We start from the raw sequence: 15,042 nt of genomic DNA, 5'->3' as shown, positions 1-15,042 counted from the left end.
GCCGGTGACGGGAAGCTGGCCCGCCCCCTGCCCGCACACCGGGACTCGGCGCCTCCGCAGGGCCGCCGTCCGGGTCGGTTGTCGGTCAAGTCGGCTGTCGGTCGGGGCAGTTGTCGCCCAGGCTCACTTGCCGTTCGGGGTCAGTTGTCGGTCAGGGGTCAGTTGTCGGTCAGGGAAGGCACAACGGGGTCCGCGGCGCCCTGGGCGGCGGCTCCGGCGGGCGCGGCTGCGGGCCGTACGACGGGCGGGGCCGGCTGCGGGATGCGGGGGGTGCGGCGGCGCAGTCGCCGGCGTACACCGTGCACCAAGCGGGACGCGGTGAAGGTCGCGCCGTGGACGAAGCGCATCGAGGGGCCGAAGGAGGGAGCGGCCAGCAATCCGGCGAAGAACAGCCCCGGCCGGGAGGATTCGAAGCAGGAGGAGAGTTCGGGAGCCTGGCCGGTACCGACCTTGCACAGCCCCTCCCGCACGGCCGGGTCCAGCAGATCGAGCCGGTCCAGCCCCGGGCCGAACCCGGTGGCGGCCACGATGTGGTCGGCCTCCAGGCTCCGGGTCTCCCCCGAGGCGGCGGTCAGCTCCAGCCGTACCCGCGGCCCGGACACCGCCGCCGCGCCCCTCAGCCGATGCCCCAGCAGCACCGGCACCCGGGCCTCGAAGCGCTCGCGCAGCCACCAGGCACCGGCCGGACCGAGGGCGTGGGCCGCGATGTGCAGCCGGGCGGCGGCCGGCAGCCGGCGCACCGCCCAGGGGGCCTCCGACCACACCCAGCTGGGCCAGCCGGTGCCCAGACCGCAGTGCGGGTCCCGCAGCGAGCGCAGCAGGCCGCGGTCGAGCGGCTGCGGCGGAGTGTTCCATCTCAGGCCCCCGGCGCGGGCCACCACTTGGGCGTGTGCGCCGAGTTCGGCCAGCAGTGCCGCCGTCTCCAGCGCGGCCTGGCCGGATCCGATCACCACGACCTCCTGCCCGCGCAGGGTGCTCAGGTCGCGTCGGCCGCTGCTGTGCGAGAGGAGTTCGGGCGGCAGCCGGCGCAGGGGTTCGGGGATGTGGGCGAACGGCATCACGCCGACGGCCAGCGCGACGGTCCGGGAGGTGAGGACCTCGCCCTCGGCGGTTCGCAGCCGGTACCCCCCGCCCGGGTGCGGGCCGGCCTCGGTGACCGTCTGCTCCTCGATGCCGGGGACCGCCTGACGGCCGAACCACAGGCCGTAGTCGGTGAAGGTGCCGATCGGCAGCGGCCGGCCGTGCGCGGTGTGCACCTGGTGCGCATCGCAGTAGGCGGCCAGGGTGTGGTCGCCCGCGGGGTCGGACAGGTTGGAGGACCACGGCTCCGACTTGAGGAACATGCCCTCCGGCATGTGGTCGCGCCACGAGGCCATGGGGCGGCCGAGGACCCGCAGATCGAGCCCGGCCGCGGCGGCGTGCGCCGCGATCGACAGTCCGTAGGGGCCGGCCCCCACCACTACCAGGTCGTACATGGTCGTTCTCCTTCTCACGTCGGGTTGCTGGACCGCTCTCGCGTCGGACTTGCCGGGCCGGTCCGAGTCGTACGTGCTCGGCCGCTGAGGTCTCATCCGGCCGTCCGGCCATCCGGTGGTGGGGCCTGGTGCGGCGTCACCGCACCGTGGTGGCCCGGGTGTCGGCGCGGCTGCGTCCGGCGGCGGGCGCGGCGCCGGGAGCCGGTACGGGGGGCGGCGTGGCCGGCCGGGGGAGGGCACGCGGCGGCGCGACCGTACGGCGAAGCCCCTTGCGCAGGCCCCGGGCCAGCGATGCGCGTGTCATGGCGAGGAACGGCGCGGGGTCGTCGGCGGCGTACCACGCGGTCTCGCTCCCTCGCGGTGCGCGGAGGTGCGGGGGCTGGCGACGCGTCCGGCGGGGCCGGCTGCGGGGGGCGGTCAGCGCGGAGAGCAGGGCGTAGTTCTCCACCCGCAGGACGCGGCCCGGCGCGACGGCCGTCTTGGGGACGGGGCGGCCGGTCAGGTCGAGGTGGAGGGCGCGGACGACATCGAGTCCGGCGCGGTCGGCGAAAAGCCGGAACTGGGCCCCGGGCCGGGGGTTGAAGTCCAGCAGCTGGTAGGTGCCGGAGACCGGGTCCTGCCGGAAGTCGAGGTCGAGGATGCCCTGGTAGCCGAGGTGGCCGGCCAGTTGAATGGCCGCCGCCTCCACCTCCGGGTTGGGCAGCCAGCGGCCGACAGCGGTGAGCCCGGCGTGCGGCGGCCAGGCACGCTCCTTGCGGCCCGTGCCGCCCAGCAGGCAGACGGCATCCCGGGTGAAGCAGCCGTGGAAGAACCAGTCCGTGCCCCGGCCGCCGGGCACGCGGCGCTGGAGCAGCAGCGCGCTGCCGGCCTGCCCGGTGCGTTCGTACAGCCACCGCGCCTGGGCTCCACTGTGCACGACGGTCGTGCTGCGCAGCCCGGAGGCGGGCGGCAGCAGCCATGGACGGCTCCACTTGGCCACCAGCGGGAGGCCGAGGTCCGCCACCGCCTCGGCCGCCTCCTGTGCGCTGCGGGGCCGCACGGTTTCGGGGCAGGCGAGGCCGGCCGCACGACAGCGCTCGGCCAGCGCCGCCTTGTCGGCCACCGACTCGGGGAGCCCGGCGGGCTGTTCGGGCAGCAGGAAACGACCGGCCAGCCGGGGGGCGAGCCGGGCCACGGCGATGGCCCCGGCGTCGTCCATCGGGATGAGGACGGCGGGTCGCGCGATCCGTTCGGACACCTGGCACAACGTCCGCAGCAGTGCCGGGTCCGATACCGCCGTCCCGGGCGGATGGGCGTGTGCACGGTGCAGGTACCGGGAGCGTGCGGGCGGGCTGTGCGGGGATTCGAGGAGGGCGTGCACCTCGATGCCCGCCCGGCCCAGCGATCTGACGGCCCCGAGGGTCCCGTGGTGGAAGGGATTGGGGTCGAGCAGCACCAGCAGTACGGGCACCTCGGTGTCGAACTCGGGCATGGTGGCCTTTCCTTCACTACGGGGCCTTCACTACGGGGCCTTCACTACGGGGGCCTTCACTACGGGACGGGCCTTCACTACTGGCCGGGGCCTTCGCTGCGGGACGGACGGCGGCTTCGTGGGGCCGAGCGGGGGGACGCGGGCCGCGAATGGGCTAGTCGGGCGCCTTCGGCAGCACGCCGGGTACGGCTCCTGCTTACTGTCGAGAGGCGAGCCCACCGGTTCGCGGAGCGTTTCGAGGGGAGTCACCATGCGCTGCCGAGGCCGCTGGCTGGTGGGTAGCTGCGTCGCAGTGACCGCAGCCGCGATGCTCGTGACCGCCTCCACCGGTTCGTCGGCGGATGGCACGGGCGGCACCGACGACGGCCGGGGACGATCCGCCGCACCGGCCCACCCGGCTGCCTCGCCCAGCAGCAGCACGCCCGAGGGCAGCACGGCCGGCGGTGGCGCGGCCGGTGACGGTGCGCCCCGCGAGGGCGCGACCGGCCCTGTGACGGATACGCCCGCCGGAACCGGAACCCCCGGCCGGCCGGCCGAATACCGCCCGGCCGAGGGAGCCTTCCTCAGCGCCTCCGCCGAGGGGGTGGGGCGCATGGCCGACCTCCAGCGCTGGCTGGGCGGGCGGCGGCTCCAGGTGGGGCACACCTACCTGCCCGGCGACCTGTGGGTGAACATCGAGGGCCGGCCGGACTTCCTGCGACCGTGGACGACATGGCGGCGCACCGACAGCGAACGGATGTTCGTGCTGAATGTGCCCATGCTGGAGCGGAACGAGAAGGACCTCCCCGACGGGGAAGTGCGCTCCTTGCTGCGCACCGGCGCTCGCGGGACGTTCGACCGCCACTTCCGTACGCTGGCCCGGCGCCTGGTCCGGCTGGGGGCGCCGGACACCGTGATCGTGCTGGGCTGGGAGATGAACGGCACCACCTACACCCACCGTTGCGGACCCGACCCGCGGGCGTGGAAGAGCTACTGGCGGCACATCGTCACGACGATGCGCGCGGTCCCCGGGCAGAAGTTCCGCTTCGACTTCGCCCCGAACCGGGGCGAGGACGCCATCGGCTGGACGAAGTGCTACCCGGGCGATGACGTCGTCGACATCGTCGGCATGGACTCCTACGACCAGCCGCCGGGTGAGGATTTCGCGGACATGGTCGATCAGCCGTACGGCCTGCGGCAGCAGACCGACTTCGCCGCCGCGCATCGCAAGCCCGTCTCCTACCCGGAGTGGGGGCTGTTCCGCAACGGGGACAACCCCGCGTACATGCGGGGCATGCTGCGGTGGATCGACCGTCACAAGCCGGTCTACCAGACCATCACCGACTACTGCCCGCACGGGGTGTGGCAGTGCCGGAAGAACCCCGAGTCCTCGGCCGTCTTCCGCCACTGGCTTTCGGCCCGCCCGCAGACGGCCGGGCAGCTCACCCGGGCCGTTCGCCCCTCCCCCGGTCCGTCCTCCCCCCGCCCCTCTTCCTCCCGGCCCTTCTCCGCCCCCGGTACGTCCTCGTCGCCCCGGCCGCCGGGCGTCCTCGGCTGTCTGCTGCGGGAGTTGCCGGAACAGTTCGCGAAGCGCGGGACGTAGCGCTCGGCCGCGGGGGGCCGAGGCGACCGGCCTCATGTCCCCGCCCGGCGGGTTCCGGCCGCGCTCGCGCGGCGGCTGTTGAGCCGTGAGCGCCACCGGCGCACCGCCGGCAGCCGGGTGCGCACCAACTCGGCGGCGGCCGAGCGGGCGGCGGCGTGCGCGGCCTGGGCCAGCAGCACCGGCAAGCCGGCCGGCCGGGCCAGCAGCAGCCGCTGGTTGGTGACGGTGACCGGACGCAGATGCAGCTTGTACGGCTCGGTGCCGCGCAGCATGCTCAGCGCACCGCGCCCGGTTTCCGCCACGTACCGGGCGTCGTGGCGCAGCAGCATGGCGGTGATGTCCACCTTCCGGGACCGGAGTTCGGGGTGGGCGCCGCACAGGTAGCCGCCGGCGAGATCGGCGGACAGCATCGTCAGGTCGAAGGCCATGGCCCTGCCCTCCAGCCGGTACTCCGTCAGCCGGGCGTCGCCGGCCCGCACCATCCCGGTCGCGGCTCTGGTCAGATGTTCGGCGAACCGGGGCCGCAGATGTTCCGGCGTCACCCCCCGGCCCCGCCATTGCAGTCCGTGCAGCCGGAGCAGGGCCGCCACGGCCGCGGGCACCCCGTCGGGCGGCACGGTCCGCTCCTCGATGTTCAGCTTGTCCAGCTTGCGCAACTTGGCGCGGAAGGTGCGCGCGGGGCGCCCGGAGAGCCGGTCCACCAGGCCCTCGACGGGCACTCCCGGCAGTTCCAGGCACGCCGAGTCGAGCAGCGTGCGGCGGGGCCCCCGCCAGCACGCGTACACCTGCTCCGCCGCGGCTCCCGGCCGCACCTCGCGCAGATCGACGACGGCGCCACGGGCCGCCTTCCGCATGCCCCGCACCAGCGCGGCAGCAGCCAGGGGGGCGCAGCTGTCGTCCAGCAGCACGTCGCAGAAGTCGGAGATGTCCCCGCCCAGCGGCACCAGCGCCGGGAGCGGGCGGCGGACCAGGGTCAGCGCAGCCGCCGCCACCAACTCGGCGCCCCGGTGGACGAGCACCACGCGCAGCCGGCCCGGAGTGCCGTAGGAGAGCCACCACGAGTGCAGCCACGGGTGGCTCTGAAAGGCGGTGGCGCTGCGGCAGCGGCGGTGCAGCGCCGTCCATTCCGGGCCCAGCGCGGCGAACCGCTCGGGGTCCCGGCACACCGTCACGGCCAGGTCGGCGGCCGTGCCTCCGGACGGTTCGAGGCCGGGCGGCCGGTCCGGCGCCGGACTCCCGGCCACGGGCGCACGCCCGGCCGGCCCGGTCCGGGTGCCGGGCACCGGCAGGGTGCGCGGTGCCGGGCGCCGGCCGAACGGCCGCTGCGGCGCCTGGCGTTGTGGAGCTGTCATGACGCCTCTTCCTCGGTCACGTTCCTCGGTCGCGTTCCGCACTGCCGGGCGCACGGCTGTCATGTGGCCGGGCCGGCCACGGCGGCCCGGTGGTCCTGGGCCGGTCCCGGGTGGTCCTGAACTGATTCCGGGCCGCCCTGAACTGATTCCGGATGGTCCTGGTCCGGTCCTGGCCGGTCGCGGGGCGGGGTTGGGGTGTCCGGTGCCGCCGCCGGGCCCGGCACCCCGGGTACGTCGGCGCGGGGCCCCGTACGTGGGCGGACCAGCAGGACGAGGCCGCCCAGCAGTCCGCCCGCACAGCCGCCGGCCGCGACCGCGACCGGCAGCGAGGGCGAGGCGGGCACGGCGGGGGGTGTGGCCCGCGCGAAGGAGACCAGCCGCACGCTGGTGCGTCCGGCGACGCGGTTGCCGTGCCGGGTCAGCGCGCCGGAGACGGCGTTGGCGATGGCGGCAGCGCGGCGGGGCCGGGCGGCGGTGGCGGAGACCTCGATCATCGGCGCGTCCGGCGAGGTGGCCGAGCGCACGGCTCCCCGGAGGCTCCTCAGCGGCAGCCCGGTGGCCGGCCGTGCCTCGCGCAGGACGGCGCCGTCGGCCGCGACCCGCCCGTATGCCTGGGCGAAGCCGAGTGCGGTGGCCGGGTCCGCGTGCGCGGTGGGGGCCACGACGACATAGCTGGTGGCGGTGTACTGCGGCGCCTTCAGCAGCCCGTACCCCGCGCCGGCCCCCGCCCCCAGCACAAGGCACAGCGCGACGGGCCACCACGCGGGCAGCGGGCGGCGCCTGGCGCGGGTGCGCCCGGTCCGGGAGACGGGGAGGCGGGCGGCGGGCAGCCGGGCGGGGCAGCCGGGCGCGTCGTCGTCCGGCGAAGCGGGCTCGGTCGGCGAAGCGGCTTCGGTCGGCGAAGCGGACTCTCTCGGTTCGGTGCTCATCTGCTCACTTCGGGGAGTCGGCCGGTACGGGGAGGGGCGGGGCGTTCGGCGGATGCGGCGAGGTGGCCGGAAGGGCTGCCGGGCCGGGCGGCTGCGCCGGTGAGGCGGGTGTAGACGGCCATGAGCCGTTCGGCGGTGCGGCCGATGTCGTAGCGGCCGACCGCGGCGGGGACCGGCAGCCGCTGTGCGCCCGCCGCGCGCAGCCCGCGCAGTTCTGCGGTCAGTTGGGCGGTGCCCGCGTCTACGCGGCGGGCCCCGGGTGCCTCGGCGGCGGGCAGTTCGTCGATCGCCGGGCAGGTGACGTGGCGGACGGGCAGTCCGGCGGCGAGGGCCTCCAGCACCGAGACGCCGAACGTCTCCTCGCCGGACGGGGAGGCGAACGCGTCCATCGCGGCCAGCAGACCCGGCAGTCCGGGGACCGGCCCCTTGTGACCCGCTGCCGCCTGGCCGTCGTGACCCGCTGCCGCCGGGCCCTCGTCGCCGCTCACACCGGGCATCAACACCCGGCTCTGCACGCCGAGTTGCCAGGCCAGGCGGGTCAGCGCCGCCCGCTGCGGGCCTTCTCCCACCAGCAGCAGCCAGGCGCCGGGCAGCGCGGCGACGGCGCGGAGGAGGACATCGAAGCGCTTGCCGGGCACCAGCCGCCCGACACCGCCCACCACGAAGGCGTCGTGCGGCAGGCCGAGCCGCGCCCGTGTCCCGGCGCGCGCGACCGCCGCGAAGCGGAAGCGGTGGGCCTCGATGCCGTTGGGGATCGTCTCCACGCGGGCGGCCGGCACGCCCCAGGCCCGCAGCCGGTGCGCGGCGGTGCCGGAGACGGCCACCGTGGTCGTGCCCAGTCGTTCGGTGGCCAGATACAGCGCCCGGACGGGGCGGGTGAGCGGGCGCCCCTCGATCTCGGCCTCCCCCAGCGAGTGTTCGGTGGCCACGACGGCCCGCACCCCGGCCAGCCGGGCGGCGATCCTCCCGTAGACGCAGGCGCGGTACAGGTGGGTGTGGACGAGGTCGTAGCGGCCCCGCCGGATGATCCCGGTGAGCCGTGGCAGCGCGGTCAGGTCCCGGTTTCCGGTCATGCCCAGGTGGGTGACGGGGATGCCGTCGGACCGGAGACCGGTGGCGACGGCGCCGGGGTCGGTGAGCGTGACGACCTCGCTGTCCACCGGCAACTGACGCAGTAGCAGCCGTAGTTGCTGCTCCGCCCCGCCGGTGCCGAGGCCGGTGATGATGTGCAGCGCCCTCATCCGCGCCTCCCACCTGTGGTGCCCGGCGCGGCGGACGGGAAGGTGTGCGCGGCGCGGGCAGCCGGGGTGCTCGCGGGACCGGCCGACGATGGCGGCTCGGTCCGCAGCGGGCGGCGGCGCAGCGGATGCAGCCGCCGTTTGAGGTGCAGTCGCCAGCCGGCGTCGTTCTCGCCGATGTGGGCCCGGGGCAGCGCGTACCGCCCGGTGAGCGGGCCGGGGTCGATGGCGCAGGCGTAGCGGTAGCCCGCGCCGCGCACCGCCTCGATCGCCCGCTGGTCCACGGTGCCGTAGGCGTAGCAGTAGCCCTCCGGATGCCGTCCGGTGATACCGGCCAGGGCGGCACGGCTGTCGCTCACCTCCGTGCGCAGCGCGTTCTCGTCCGCGTCGGGGAGGCTCAGGTGCCGCATGCCGTGCGAGCCGATCTCCACGCCGGCGCGGGCGGCGGCCTGGATCCCGGCGGCGGTCAGCAGCGGCTTGCGCGGGCCCAGCGGGTCCCACTCGTTGTCGCCGCCGAGCCGGCCCGGCAGCACGAAGAGCGTGGCGGTGCACTCGTGCCGGCGCAGCAGCGGCAGGGCGTTGTCCAGGAAGTCGGCGTAGCCGTCGTCGAAGGTGAGCCCCACCAGTCCGCCGCCGCGCCCGGCCGAGCGGGCGGTCAGCAACTCCCCCACGCTCACCCCGCGCAGGCCGCGCCCGCGCAGCCAGTTCAACTGCCGGTCGAGCCGCGCGGGCGAGACGGTGATCCGGTACGGGTCCTCGGCGGGGTCCGCGACCGAGTGGTACATCAGCACCCACGGCGGTGCGGGCCGCCGCCACCGGGCCCGGGAACGCTCGGTGGCGGATGCGCGGGGCGGAGCGGACGGGGACGACGCGGGGGTGGCGGAGGGCGGCGCGGGGGCGGTGGAGGGCGACGGGGGTGGTACGGGGGTGGCCGCTGGGGAGGCCAGGGGGGCGGAAGCGGGCTCAGCGGGCATGGCGAAGCTTTCGTGTGAGGGTGACGGTCAACTGGGGCACCTCGGGCGCCCGTACGACGAAGGCGGTGGCGACGAAGACGGCCGGGACGGTGAGCGCGCCGACCGCGACGGTGAGCGCGGTGTGCGAGATGGCGGGTGCGAGCGTCCAGCCGGCCCCCGCGGCGGCGACGGCCGGCAGCGTGAGCCGTCCCAGATCGCCGGCCACCCGCCGGACCCGGATGGCGATCACCCGGGTCCCCAGGCCGCGCAGCAGCAGCAGCGCGGTGGTGGTGATCCCGGCTGCGTTGGCCGCGGCGATGCCGTGGATGCCCCAGTGCGGGGCCATCGCCGCGCTCGCCGCGACGGTGAGCAGCAGCCCGGCGGCCATCGCGCCCGCCGGGTACCAGGTGGGGCGGGCCGCCGCGAAGAACGGCCGGACCAGCGCGCCGACCAGGCTGTGGCCGAGCAGCCCGAGTGAGTACACCCGCATGACCGAGGCCGTGGCGGCGGTGTCGGACGCGTCGAACTCGCCACGCTGGAAGAGGAGTTCGATGATCTGCGGGGCATACCCCACCACGTAGGCCGCGCCCAGCAGGACCACCACGGCGGCCAGCGCCAGATCGCGCTCCACCCTGCGGCGGGCCCGGTCCGCGTCCCCGTCGGCCATGGCACGGGCCACCGCCGGGAAGGTGACGGTGCAGATCATCAAGGAGAGCACCATCGGCATCTGGGCGACCTTCTGGGCGTAGTTCAGATGCGAGATGGCCCCGGCGGACAGCGAGGAGCCGAAGTGCCGCTCCACCAGCACCTGGGCCTGCCGGGCCACGGCGAACAGCAGCACGGGCGCGATCCCGCCCAGACTCAGCAGTCCGATCCGGGCGGCAGCGGGGCCCGGCGACGGCACCGGAAGCGGGGCGGGGGCCGGGGCCAGGGCGACGTCGGTGTCGGGGGCCGGGCCCGCGTCGGAGGCGGGGGCCCGGCCCGCGTCAGGGGCAGCGGCCCGGCGGCGATCCGGGCTGCGCGGGTTCAAGCGGCGTAGGAAGAACGGCAGTTGGACGAGCACCATCATGGCGCCGCCCAGCGCGACGCCGACGGCTGCCGCGCGCACCCCCAGCAGGGAGTGCAGGGCGAACATGGTGGCGCAGATGCCGAGGTTGTAGGCGACGTAGATCGCGGCGGGCGGGGCGAAGCTGTCGTGGGCGCGCAGCGCCGCGCTGAGGTACCCGGCGGCCCCGAAGGTGACGACGGCCACCGCGGTGAGCCGGGTGCAGGTGACCGCGAGGCCCGGGTCGGCGAGCCCCGGCGCGAGCGCCCGCACGAGCACGGGCGCCGTGGCGAGCAACAGCGCGGCGACCGCGACGAGTCCGGCGAACAGCCGGGGGAAGGTGGCCGTGACCAGTGCCCGTACGGGGTCGGGGGCCGCCGGGTCCCGGCCGCTCGCGGTCCGCCGGGAGAGCGCGAGGCTGAACGCCGGTACGAGGACCAGCGCCATGGCGTCCTCGATCAGCAAGGTGGCGGCCAGTTCGGGCACCGTCCAGGCCACAAGGAAGGCGTCGGTGTCGCCATCGGCGCCGAACAGGTGGGCGATGGCCTGGTCCCGGACGAGTCCGAGCAGCGAACCGGCCGCTGTCAGGGCCGCGGTGAGCGCGGCGGCGCGGGCGAGGAACCGTCCCAGCGGGGAGGGCGCCGAGGAGCGCGGGGCGCCTCGCGGGGCGGGCCGGGCCGGCGCTCCGGCGGTCGGGGTCCGGGGGCGGGCGGGGAGGCTCCGGGTCTCCGGGGGCTGCTGATCCTCGGTGGCCGTGCCGCTCACCGGGCCTCCGCTCCCGCGCTCAGGGCTGCCCCGGACTCCGGTACCGCACCCCGGCCCAGCGCCCACCAGGCGGCCAGTCCCAGCGTGATCCCGGTGAGCACGGTGGAGGGACCGCCGATGTCGGAGTACGCGAAGTCCACCAGGTGCCAGACCAGAAGTCCGGCGGCGATCAGCCCGCAGTCGGTGGCGCGGTCCCGGGGCGGGGGCGCGGCGCGGGCTGCCCGCAGCCGGATCGGCGTGCGGGCCATGGTGACGGCCCAGCCCCCGGCGAGGGCCGTCAGTCCGAGCAGGCCCTGCTCGCTCAGCACGAGCAAGTAGGTGTTGTGCGGGGACAGCAGCGGCTCCTTGCGGAATTCCTGACCGGCCCCGGCGGTGTCGCTGCCCGAGGACAGGGCGAGCGAGGCGTGCGCGTCGCGGTGGGCGGCGAAGCCTTTGGGGCCGACTCCCGTTGCCGGGTCCTGGCGCCAGATGCTGGTGGCCGCCGCCCACATGGTGTAGCGGTCGGTGACCGACTGGTCGGGGGTCGCCGTGACGTCGGTGATGCTGCTCAGCCGCTCCCCGATGAGTTGCGAGCCCAGGCCCAGGCCCCCGGTCAGCAGCACGGCCGTCGCCGCCAGTACCGCGAGGGTCCGCAGGGCGAGCCGGATTCCGGCCAGCAGCAGGACGGCCGCCGAGGCCGCCGCGGTGGCGATCCACGCGCCGCGGCTGAAGGAGACCGCGAGCGGCACCAGCAGCAGCGCGGCCCCGCCGAGAGCGGCCGGACGCAGCCACCGGGGGCTGCCGGGCGGCGGTGCCAGGCCCAGTCCGAGGGCGGCCACAAGTCCGCAGGAGACGACGGCGGACATGCCCATCACATCCTGCGGCCCGAAGGTGCCCACGGCCCGGATGTCCTGGCCCGCGTAGGAGGCTCCGGTGCCGGTGAGGTACTGCCGCACCCCGACCGCGCCCTGGACCAGGGCCAGTGCCACCACGGCCCCGGCCAGCATCCGGAAGTCGCGCGGGCCGCGCAGGGCCAGGACCACGGCGGCCGGTACGAGGACGAAGATCTGCGTGTAGCGCACGAAACCCGGCAGGGCCGCGCCCGGATCGTAGGCGGCGGCGGTCGCCACCGCGCAGGCCACGGCGGGTGCCGCCAGCACGCAGGCGGCCGTCCCGTCCAGCGGGCGGACGCGGGTGCGCAGCAGCCAGACCGCGCACCCGAGGACGAACAGAGCTGATGCCACGTCAGCGGGCGTCACCTGCCCGGTAGCCGAGGCGTCCTCGCGCACCGGGGCGCACAGCAGCAGCACGGTGGTGGCGCCGGGCAGCACGGGGCCCAGGCGCACCAGGTGTTCGCGCACCCCGGCGGGCGGCCGGCGCAAAGCCGTCGGCAGGCTGGATGTCGCCGCCACGGTCAGCTCCCGGCGGGCCGGAAGAGCGAGGCCGCCGTGCGCAGCAGGATCCGCACGTCCTGCCACAGCGACCAGGTGTCGATGTAGTGGTTGTCGAAGCGCGCCCGGTCCTCGATCGAGGTGTCGCCGCGCAGGCCGTGTACCTGTGCGAGCCCGGTGACGCCGCCCGGCATCCGGTGCCGGGCCGCGTAGCGCGGGTAGCTGAGGCTGAACCTCTGCACGAAATGCGGGCGTTCGGGCCGGGGTCCGACCAGGCTCATGTCGCCGCGCACCACGTTCCACAGCTGCGGCAGCTCATCCAGGGAGGTCCGGCGAAGCGTCCGCCCGACGCCGCTCATCCGCTCGTCGTTCGCGATGCTCCACAAGGTGGCCGACTCGTGCGTGTCGGCGGGCCGCAGGGTGCGGAACTTCAGCAGCACGAACGGCCGCCCGTCCTGCCCGACGCGCTCTTGCCGGAAGAGCACCCCGGGGCCGTCGGCCCAGCGCACCGCCAGCGCGCAGGCCACCAGCAGCGGGGCCGCGAACAGCAGCGCCACCACGGCCACGACGAGGTCCAGGGCCCGTTTGCGCAGCCGTCCGGAGGCGTGTGGACCCAGCGGGACGACGCGGTGGCAGCGAAATCCCCACAGATGTGCGGCGGCCGGGGCGCGGACCGGGCCGGTCAGCGGCCGGTGGCCCAGCGGCAGGGCGTCGGAGGCGGGCAGGTCCAGCAGCCACACCGTGCAGCCCTGGCCGGTCAGCAGCCGGAACAGTTCGGCGGTGCGCGCCTCGTCGGTGCCCGGGTCGGTGAAGACGGCGTCGCGCACGGAGTCCTGCGCGACCGCGCGCAGCACGCTGTCCCTTGAGACCAGAAGGGGCAGCGGGTCCTCCCCCGCGTCCCATCTCGCATCATCCGGCCCGTCGGCGGCCGGGTGGAGGACGCCGACCGGGCGCATACCGTACTCGGGATGTTCGCGCAGCGCGTCCACGAGGCGGCGGGCCACCGGGCCGCGGCCCACGACCAGCGTCGGGGCGGGCCGGTGGCGGGCGGCGGCCCGCCGTACGCCGTGCACGGCGGCGCGTGCGGCACAGGCCAACGCGGAGTGGGTGGCGGCCAGGCCCGCCAGGGTGCTCCAGCCCAGCGCGTGGGCCGGCCAGGTCGCGGCCAGCGCCGTGGCCAGCACGCACCAGATCGCCGCGATGTGGCCCAGCAGCGCGGGGAGTTCGTCGAGCGCGCCCGTCAGTGCCGTCGGCCGGTAGAGCCCGCCGCGTGCGTTGAGGACCGTCAGTGTCAGCAGCCCCGGGACGAGCACGGTCAGCAGGTGGCCGCCGGCCGTGACGCCGGGGGCCGCGCAGGTGGCGCCGGCCGCGAGGCAGTCGGCGGCCAGCAGCGCGGCGAAGGCGCGCCGGCCGCGCGGGCGGCGCACCGGGCCCGGCTCCGGCGGGTCGCCTCCGGTGCGCGGCAGCGGGAAGAGCGCGGTGGGTGCGGGTTCACCGGCCGGGGTCTGCCGTACCGGGGCTTCGGTGGCGGGCTCGGCCGATTGCGCGGGCGGGGGTTCCGTGGCCCGGCCGGACTCGGGCGCGTCCAGGTGCTCGGTGGTCATGGCCGGGCGCACTCCCTGTGCTCGGGCTGCGGCAGACCGAGGAGGCCGCGGTACACGGCCGCTACTGCCGCCGCCGTTCGCCGCACGTCGTATGTGGTTCGCACGGATTCCTCCGCCTTCCGGCCCAGGGCGTCGCACAGCCGGGGGTCGGCCAGCAGCGCCGTGAGCGCGGCGGCCAGGGATTCTCCGTCGCCGGGGGGCACCAGGGTGGCCGGGTGGGGGTCGGGCGGCAGGCTTTCCCTGGCGCCGCTGATGTCGGTGCTCACGACGGTCCGGCCGCAGGCCATCGCCTCCAGGGGGGCCAGCGCCATGCCCTCCCAACGGGAGGGCGCCACCACCAGATCGGCGGCCTGGTACCAGGGCACCGGGTCGGCGACCGCGCCGGCGAACAGCACGCCGTCGGGTGCGGCCCGGCCGAGTGCCCGCCGCTCGGGGCCGTCGCCGACCAGTGCGAGCCGCGCGCCGGGGACCCGGGCCGCCACCTCGGGCCAGACGCGGAGCAGCAGATCCTGGCCCTTTTGGACGCACAGCCTGCCCACGCAGACCGCGAGGGGCGCGCCGGGCGGCAGCCGGTCCAGAGCGGGCAGTCCGGCTCGGGCCCGTGCGCGGACGGCGGCGGTCGCCTGCGTGCCGGTGGCGGGGAAGCGTTCCAGGTCGATCCCGTTGTGGACGACTTCCCAGCGGGCCCGCACCCCGGCCTCCTGGCCGCGTCGCCGCTCGTCCTCGCTGACGCACACCATCCGGGCGGTCCACCGCGTGGCGAACCGCTCCCAGCGCAGCGCGAGCGTATGGGCGGGCCCGCTCACGGCCTCGAACGACCAGGCGTGCGGCTGGTGGACGGTCGGCACCAGGCCGCGCACCGCGAGTCGTCCGGCCAGTCCGGCCTTGGCGCTGTGCGTGTGCACGATGTCCGGTCCGAGGCGGCCGATGATCCTGGCCGCCCCTGCCACCTCGGCGGGGAGCCGGGGGCCGGGGGCGCGTCCGGCGGGCCAGGGAAGCACCTCGGCGCCCACGGCTTTCGCGGCCTCGCCCAGTTCGCCGCCGGGCGGGCAGGCGACCACTGCCCGGATGCCGTCCGCGCTCTGGGCGCGTGCCAGATCGGTGACGACCTGCGCCACACCGCCTCCGACGGGCTGGGAGAAATGAAGCACCGTCAGCGGCCTCGTCGCATGCGGCGGATCCGCAATGCGCATTTCCTCTCGATAACGCACTGTCTGTTGCCTCTCCGTATTCCAGTGTGCCAGCGTTCCAGCCGTCC

Annotated in this window: 11 protein-coding genes; 1 reads left to right on the top strand and 10 read right to left on the bottom strand. The window is 75.9% G+C overall.

Going from position 1 to position 15,042, the window contains the following annotated elements; translation table 11 throughout:
• Positions 1-158: 158 nt before the first annotated feature.
• Both ABD339_RS14405 and ABD339_RS14400 read right to left on the bottom strand, forming a co-directional pair.
• The gene (locus ABD339_RS14405) at positions 159-1,475 is read right to left on the bottom strand and encodes an NAD(P)-binding domain-containing protein (protein ID WP_344565977.1); all 1,317 of its coding nucleotides are present in this window, start codon (positions 1,473-1,475) and stop codon (positions 159-161) included.
• A 136-nt stretch (positions 1,476-1,611) separates the two neighbouring features.
• Entirely contained in the window at positions 1,612-2,946 is a 1,335-nt protein-coding gene (locus ABD339_RS14400) for a carboxylate--amine ligase (RefSeq protein ID WP_344565974.1), read from the bottom strand.
• 292 nt (positions 2,947-3,238) lie between these two features.
• On the opposite strand from ABD339_RS14400, the gene ABD339_RS14395 reads away from it, so the two are divergent.
• Positions 3,239-4,528, top strand: a complete 1,290-nt coding sequence (locus ABD339_RS14395; protein WP_425575985.1) for a glycoside hydrolase family 26 protein — start codon at positions 3,239-3,241, stop codon at positions 4,526-4,528.
• A gap of 32 nt (positions 4,529-4,560) precedes the next feature.
• Here the strand turns inward: ABD339_RS14395 and ABD339_RS14390 are convergent, their stop codons facing one another.
• From ABD339_RS14390 to ABD339_RS14355, 8 genes are read right to left on the bottom strand one after another with little or no spacing between them, the layout of a single operon-like run.
• On the bottom strand, positions 4,561-5,880 hold the full coding sequence (locus ABD339_RS14390) for a GNAT family N-acetyltransferase (protein WP_344565970.1): 1,320 nt from the start codon (positions 5,878-5,880) through the stop codon (positions 4,561-4,563).
• A gap of 59 nt (positions 5,881-5,939) precedes the next feature.
• Positions 5,940-6,809: a YveK family protein gene (locus tag ABD339_RS14385; RefSeq protein WP_344565969.1), complete on the bottom strand. Its 870-nt coding sequence runs from the start codon at positions 6,807-6,809 to the stop codon at positions 5,940-5,942.
• On the bottom strand, positions 6,806-8,050 hold the full coding sequence (locus ABD339_RS14380; RefSeq protein ID WP_344565968.1) for a glycosyltransferase: 1,245 nt from the start codon (positions 8,048-8,050) through the stop codon (positions 6,806-6,808). Before ABD339_RS14380 ends, ABD339_RS14385 begins: the two co-directional genes overlap by 4 nt.
• The gene (locus ABD339_RS14375) at positions 8,047-9,021 is read right to left on the bottom strand and encodes a polysaccharide deacetylase family protein (protein WP_425575984.1); all 975 of its coding nucleotides are present in this window, start codon (positions 9,019-9,021) and stop codon (positions 8,047-8,049) included. Before ABD339_RS14375 ends, ABD339_RS14380 begins: the two co-directional genes overlap by 4 nt.
• Positions 9,011-10,810, bottom strand: coding sequence for a lipid II flippase MurJ (locus ABD339_RS14370; protein ID WP_425575983.1), 1,800 nt, complete (start codon positions 10,808-10,810; stop codon positions 9,011-9,013). The genes ABD339_RS14375 and ABD339_RS14370 overlap by 11 nt, the downstream gene beginning before the upstream one ends.
• A complete protein-coding gene (locus ABD339_RS14365) occupies positions 10,807-12,201 on the bottom strand; it encodes an O-antigen ligase family protein (RefSeq protein ID WP_344565966.1) in 1,395 nt (464 codons plus the stop codon). The genes ABD339_RS14370 and ABD339_RS14365 overlap by 4 nt, the downstream gene beginning before the upstream one ends.
• 2 nt (positions 12,202-12,203) lie before the next feature.
• Positions 12,204-13,784: a sugar transferase gene (locus ABD339_RS14360; RefSeq protein WP_344565964.1), complete on the bottom strand. Its 1,581-nt coding sequence runs from the start codon at positions 13,782-13,784 to the stop codon at positions 12,204-12,206.
• Entirely contained in the window at positions 13,781-14,977 is a 1,197-nt protein-coding gene (locus ABD339_RS14355; RefSeq protein WP_344565962.1) for a glycosyltransferase, read from the bottom strand. Before ABD339_RS14355 ends, ABD339_RS14360 begins: the two co-directional genes overlap by 4 nt.
• Between the last annotated feature and the right edge of the window lie 65 nt (positions 14,978-15,042).

It is taken from the genome of Streptomyces axinellae (assembly GCF_039532135.1).
In the GTDB taxonomy this organism is placed as follows: Bacteria; Actinomycetota; Actinomycetes; order Streptomycetales; family Streptomycetaceae; genus Streptomyces; species Streptomyces axinellae.
This window is presented reverse-complemented; position numbering and strand designations above follow the sequence as displayed.